This is a genomic window from Serratia sp. HNCC26DJ206, assembly GCF_057180605.1.
This window is the reverse complement of sequence record NZ_JBXUGP010000067.1, coordinates 1-7,340: the sequence shown is the minus strand read 5'-3', so window position 1 is coordinate 7,340 and position 7,340 is coordinate 1. Positions and strand designations below refer to the sequence as shown.

Genomic DNA, 7,340 nt, shown 5'->3' with positions numbered 1-7,340 from the left:
GGTGTGTTTGTGGATACTGTGTTTGCTGATTCATATAGGTAACTCTGAATTATTAGATCTTTATTCCTTAGGATTGCTTAATTCAGCCTAAAATTCCCTACGCATTGAATGTATTTAAATTGTCTGAATATGTTGTGTATCAGCGACATAGATGATCAGCTTGTAAAAATAAATATGAGCTGGAGTGAGTGAGTTATTTTTTTGAGATTAATCTTAACTTGTTGAATGCATAAGTGATCCATTTAAAAAATAGGATGAAAACTCCCTCCTTGAGCCTTGATTTCAAAAGATTTCTAACCGTAATCGGTCTGCTTGCGTTTTGACAAGACAGAACTAGATTTAACTTAAATTCGTGTCTTTGCGCCTTCAAATTAGAAGGTGGTTAATAGCTTATGGCGTCTGGCAGACCTTCAGAGGGATTCTTATGAACAAAGTTTATAGAGTGATATGGAGTGCGGTATTACAGGTTTGGGTAGTTGTCAGTGAACTCACTAATAAAAAGCAAAAAACAGCCAGTCACAGCAACCGTGCTCGGCAACATGTTGATAAAGTAACTAAAAATAATAAATTATTCAAAAATAGCGCTGTGGCTTTGTCACTCTTTTCTGCCCTGGCGGTTTACAATAATGCTTATGCGATTACCGTGGCTGAATGTAATGCTTCGGGGGGCAGTTGCGTTACTGTGGGTACTGCGGCTGCTTTAACAACAGCATTGAGCGGTTCTGGAGCAGGCAGTAACGCGACGACGATCCTATTAACCGCCAATATCGATATGTCAGCATCAAATGCTGGTGGGATCGCGGTGAACCAAGCCACAAACGCCCGGCAGAATCTGGTGGTAGATGGTGGCGGTTTTAATTTAAGATTTGCTGGCTATGCTTTTACCATGACGGCGGCAGGTACCAACAATGCGGCATGGGCTGGGCAGAATGCTACGTTCAAACTCACCAATTTTGGCGATATCACCTCAACCTCGGCGATCACCAGCGGCACGGTTTCTCGATTAATCTATGCACAAGATGCTACTACCAGATTGGCAGCGACGTTGGATAATATCAACTCAGTACCTAACGGTAAGCTTGTTGCAATGGGGATTGATACCGCTCTCGGAACACCTAACAGCGCAGGTAGGGTGATATTTGGCGATATTATCCAACCCATAACGTTGAATTTCGGTACCTACCGACAATCGGTATTAGGCAGCAATATTACCTTTACCGGTAATTTCGATTTAACGGGGATCACCAGCCCCGACTATCCAGCGGTATTCTGGAGTAATGATACTGCCGCTAACAGCCTGCTTCACTTTGCCGCTGGTTCGGATGTTAATATTATTGGTACACGTCTGACGAATGGTCCAGGTACCGTGGGTGTTGGGACTGCATCGTATAACTACCTGATTGATGACGGCGCCAAACTGACCCTGACGATTGATAGCCAAAACCCATTAGGTCTTGCCAACTATGGTGTGCAGATAGGCTCTTATAACACTGTGACCGGTTTATTTGGCCCCGGTGCTGTGGTTGTCATGAATAATCTGGCGGGTGATGTGATCAGCAACGCCCCCAGTACCACCACCACCTCATATATCTATAATGGTCCAGCCTCACCTAACGATGTGATCTACAACCTGGCTGCGGGATCAAGTCTGGCTGTTGCTTCCGGAGCAGCCAATGATGGGATTGTTGCTACCAAAACCACGGGAACGGGGGGCATTTATATCCGTTCAGCGGCGACCCTTTCTGATGGTACGGCAAATACCACCGCCGGTACCGGGATTAACGTCACCGCAGGCTCATCGGGCAAGGTGGTCGTACGTAATGAGGCTGAAGGGACGATCAGAAAAGCGACCGGGATCAGCGTTACTGATTCTGGTAGTAGCGTGGTAGACGTCACCAACGCCGGTATCATTAACAGCACCACTGCCGGGGTGGCTATTGCCCATAACGGCAGCGGAACAGCTACCCTGACCAACAGCGGTTCGATCACCAGCACCACCGCCGGTTTGGCGTTGAGTGCCACTACTGCGGGTAAAAACATCACGGTGGATAGCACCGGAGGGACGATTAATGCCACCGGCGGCAGTGGGATCACGCTGGGCAACAACATCGTTCTTAATCTGATTAACGGCACGATTGCGACGACAGGTGCCGCCACAGGCTTGACGATTGGGGCAACCAACGCGGGCATCCAGACGCTGACAGGGACCATCTTTAATCTGGGGGGAACCGGCAGTGCGATCTCCAAAGGGGCGTCGGGGAGTGTTAATCTCAGCAATACTCAATTCAATGCCACCAGCGGCACGGTGTTCACCACCTTGGCAGGCCTTAACTTCCTGCAAGGCCTGGCCAATAACGCCATTAACCTGACGGGAAGTGGTGCTGTCACCGGGATCAGTTCGACGGCCTCGCTCGATCTTTCTTCTGCTTATCTGGATATCAATGTTAACAATGCGGCAGCAACGGGGATCTCGACCTCAGGTGCTACCGGAGGTTCCGTCACTGTCGGGCCTAATACGAAGATCAATGCCAGTGGTGGAGCCGCCGCGATCACGTTTGGCAATACTATTCCCGAGTCATTGATCAATAACGGGTTTATCAGCGGCAGCGTTTCCATGGGGAACAGCGGTAATACCATCGTTAACAACAGTACTTTGGGCTCTCTGACCAGTGGCACTGGCGTGGATACGCTGACGTTGAGTACCGGTTCGGTCAGCACGGGTATTATCGATCTGGGAGCCGGTAATAACATCGTTAATGTTAACGATGGTGCCACGATCTATGCGGTGAATACGGGGGCAGGCAACGATACCTTTAATGTCAATGATCTCACCAACGGCAGCATCACCTCTTTAGGCGTGCTTAATGCGGGGGGCGGTACCAATACGCTGAACCTGAGCAACTCCACACGCACCCTGAACAGTGGAACCCGGTTGCAGAACTTCGATAATATCAATCTAACGGCGAACTCGAATATTGCCCTGAGTGACAGTAACAATATCACTAGCGGCAATGTTAACCTGGCCGCCGGTAATACCTTGTTATTCGCTAGTACCTATAACGGTGCATTTGACGCCATTCTCAGTGGCGCAGGTAATGCAGAAATACAATCTGCTGGGAATGTGACCTTGAGCGGGGCTAGCTCCTTTACCGGGAACTGGCAGATTGATGCTGGTGGCACATTGAACGCCAATGCGTTCAATCAGTTTGGTACCGCCTCGATTGCTCTCAACGGCGTATTGAATTTTTCCAATAGCGGCACCTTTAATAATACATTAACCGGTACTGGCCTGCTTAATATTAACGACACGGGTGGTGCATTTGATTTTGGTGCCGGTGCCGGGAGCGCATTTGCCGGTATTGTTGATATCAGTAATGCCACATTCAATTTGTCGGGGCTCAATTCCAGTGCGCTGAATAACGCCACCCTGCGTAATTCTACGGGGGGAATTATCACCCTAGATCCCGGTATTCATAACGTCGGTGACCTGGTCTTTAACGGTGGCACATTGCAATTCTCACCGGGCGGTCTTATCAGTACCGGCGCGGGTACGGGTTCTGGTTTACTCGCCGTCACGGGGAATTCGGTCATTCAGGCCGATCCTACGTTGCTGACCGTAGGAAACATTTTGGATCTCAACGCGGGGGCCTTTACCGATCTGGTACAAAGTGGCAATGCGCTCTCCGGGGCAGATTTAGCCAGACTCCAGTTGCAGGATTTATTGGGTAATAACCTGCTTGCAGGTACCACGGCAGACTATATACAAGGCGGCCAAGTGGTCGCAGTGAATACCTACGATTTTGCTCTGGTCAGTAATTATGGTTTCAGTAATCTGGGGCTGAGTATTTATGAACAACTGACCCAATCTGATCTGCAAGCCGGGCAAACGCTGACCTTAACCTCCAACGGTGCCAGCAATACCACGCTCACCTCGCAATTAACTGGCGCGGGCAATCTGGCGATTGGTGCAGATAATACGGCGCTGACTCTCAGTAATGAGTTGAACAACTACACGGGCTCTACCACAGTGAATGCAGGTAGCCTGACGCTGGGAACCAATAATTCTCTGGGTAATACATCACTGCTTGATGTCGTGGCCGGGGCAACGGTCAATCTGGCGGGCAATGAGCAAACCGTAGGCGCATTGAGCAATGCTGGAACCGTCGGCTTGGCCGGAGGAACCCTGAACGTGACCAATGGCGGCACGTCGAGTGCAACGGGAGGGCTGACCGGTGCGGGTGCGTTGAATATCAACGGCGGTACGTTCACCGTGACGGGCGCAAACAGCGGGTTGTCGGCTCAGACCACGGTGGCCTCTGGTGCGATCGCTACGCTTAGCGGTGCGGGTAATCTGGGCAGCGGTGGTATTGAGGTTGACGGCACCCTGAATCTGAACAGTGCCAACCCAGGTTTTGCCAACCCACTCAGTGGTGCAGGCAGCGTGAATGCTAACGCCGCGATTGGGTTGACGGGTAACAATACCTTTAGTGGCATTTTTGATGTGAGTACCAACGGTAGCCTGACGGTAAGCAGCGCAGCTAATCTGGGCAGTGCAGAGGTCGATTTAACGGATACGTCTGCACAATTGCTGCTTAATGGCTTCATAGAAAATCTGGGTAATACCCTGAGCGGGGTAGCGGGCTCTACGGTTCAACTGAATAACAGTTCATCCACCACCTTGAGCGGTGCCAACAGTGGCTTTGCCGGCTTGTTTGATCTGACGGGCAACAGCACTCTGACCGTCTCGCAAGACGCCAATCTGGGTACCGGTAACGTCAGTATCGGCAGTGGCAGTACCCTGATCTTTGATATCTTTGCAGGCGGGGCGTTGACTGCCCTGAACAATGCCTTGAGCGGGGCGGGCAACTGGGTACTGCGCAACAGCAATATCGATCTCTCTGGCAGCAACAATGCGGCGGGCTTTAGCGGCCTGTTGGACATCAATACCGCTTCTTCTCTGACGCTGAACAGTGCCACGGCGCTGAATGCGGCCACCGTGTTGAATGTCAACGATGCGACCAGCACGCTGAACATCAGCAACGGTGGTGCCTTTACCCTGAACAATGCCCTGACCGGGGCCGGGCAGGTCAACGTCGATACGGCCAATAACGCCTTTAACTTCGGTGTCGGTGCGGGCACCGCCTTCACCGGCAATGTGACCCTGAACAATGCCACCTTCTCGTTGGCCGATACCAATGCCAGTGCCCTGACCGGCGCGAGTCTGACGCTAGGCACTGGCAGCGATACCACCGTGGGGGTCGCCGGAACGCCGGGCACTGAAACGCTGCGCGCCCTGATGCTCGACGGCGGGACGCTGAACTTTACCGGTGGGGCACCGCTCTCCAGCGCCGAGAGCACCATTACCGCTCAGACGCTGACCGCCAACGGCGGCACCATCAACGTGGTGGGCGGGGGTTCCTGGGACAATACGCCGCCGGTGGTGTCACCGAATCTGTCGATCCTGGAGCAGAACCGGGGGGCGACGGCGATGCAGTTGATCAACGCCACCACGGCCAGCGGGGCCGATACCCTGACGCTGATGATTGACGGTGTGGCGGTGACGCCATTGGGGTTGGTCTCTGCCATCAACCAGAACGCGCAGCATGTGGCGGATGCAACCTACAATTACGCCCTGTCTAACACCAATGCCGCCAGCGCGACTGGCCTGTACCTGAACTACGACCTGAGTGCGATCAACCTGCTGCTGGACACCCCTGATGCGCTGATTGTGGCCACCGATGCCAGCCCGGACTCCAACAAGGAGCTGACTGCACAACTGACCGGGGTCGGTGGCATTGTATTTAATGCCACCAACGGGGCATTGACCGTCACCAACAGCCAGAACAGCTACACCGGCAGTACCCTGGTGACCGGTGGCACAGTGCTGCTGGGCAGCAACAACGGCTTTGGCGCCACCTCACTGCTGACGGTAAACAGTGGTGCCAGCTTCAATACCAATAACTTCAGCCAGACGGTCGGCGCCCTGACCAACCTGGGCACGGTCACGCTCGATCCCGGCGTGTTGACCAGCGGGCTGCTGACCAACACCGGGGTGCTCGATCTGGCGGGCGGGACGTTGAACCTGTCGTCAGGGGGCACCTCAACCGCCACCGGCGGCCTGACCGGGGCTGGCACGCTGAACGTGAACGGCGGGGATCTGGCCCTGAGCGCCGCCAACGGCGGTCTGTCCGCCACCACCCATATTGCATCCGGGGCATCCATCACCTCAAGCACGGCCGATGCGTTGGGCACCAGCGCGGTGGAGGTCGGCGGTACGTTGAATCTGAACGCGGCCGATACCCTGGCCAACGTATTGAGCGGGGCCGGGACAGTCAACACCGATGCGGCGGTGACCCTGAGCGGCAGCAACACCTTCAGCGGTACCCACGCGATCAATGCGGGGGGCGCGCTGACGGTCAGCACGGTCACCAACCTGGGAACCTCGGCGGCCAACGTCAACCTCACGGCGGCCTCCGCCCAGTTGTTGCTCAATGGCCTCACCGGGACGCTGGCCAACACCTTGAGTGGGATAGCGGGCTCCACGGTACAACTCAATAACGCCGCGGACACCACCTTGACGGGGGCTAACAGTGGCTTTGCCGGGCTGTTTGACCTGATAGACAGCAGTACCCTGACCGTCTCGCAGAGCGCCAATCTGGGCACCGGCAGCGTCAGTATCGGCAGTGGCAGTACGCTGAACTTTACTGCCTTTGAGGGCGGGGCGTTGACTGCGCTGAACAATGCCTTGAGCGGGGCGGGCCACTGGGTGCTGCGCAACAGCAATATCGCTCTCTCTGGCAACAGCAATGCGGCGGGCTTTAGCGGCCTGTTGGACATTAACACCAACTCCTCTCTGACCTTAGACGGGACGACGGCGCTGAATGTGGATACCGTGCTGAACGTTAATGATGCGACCAGCACGCTGAACATCACCAACGGCGGCACCTTTACCCTGAACAATACCTTGACCGGGGCCGGGCAGGTCAACGTCGATACGGCCAATAACGCCTTTAACTTCGGGGCGGGTGCGGGCTCCGCCTTCACGGGTAACGTGACCCTGAACAATGCCACTTTCTCGTTGGCCGATACCAATGCCAGTGCCCTGACCGGCGCGAGTCTGACGTTGGGCGACGGTAGCACTACCACCGTGGGGGTCGCCGGAACGCCGGGCACCGAAACGCTGCGCGCCCTGATGCTCGACGGCGGGACGCTGAACTTTACCGGCGGGGCACCGCTGTCCAGCGCCGAGAGCACTATTACCACTCAGACCCTGGCGGCCAGCAGCGGGACCATCAACGTGGTGACCGGCGCTTCCTGGGACAATACGCCGCCGGTGGTGT

The 7,340-nt window shown here is 54.6% G+C and carries 2 pseudogenes; both read left to right on the top strand.

Annotated features, from left to right (window positions below):
- Nucleotides 1–424: 424 nt before the first annotated feature.
- Nucleotides 425–526 (top strand): annotated as a pseudogene (locus AC2A1E_RS23565) (ESPR domain-containing protein); the annotation flags it as partial.
- 60 nt (nt 527–586) lie between these two features.
- A pseudogene (locus AC2A1E_RS23560) lies at nt 587–7,340 on the top strand (autotransporter outer membrane beta-barrel domain-containing protein); the annotation flags it as partial.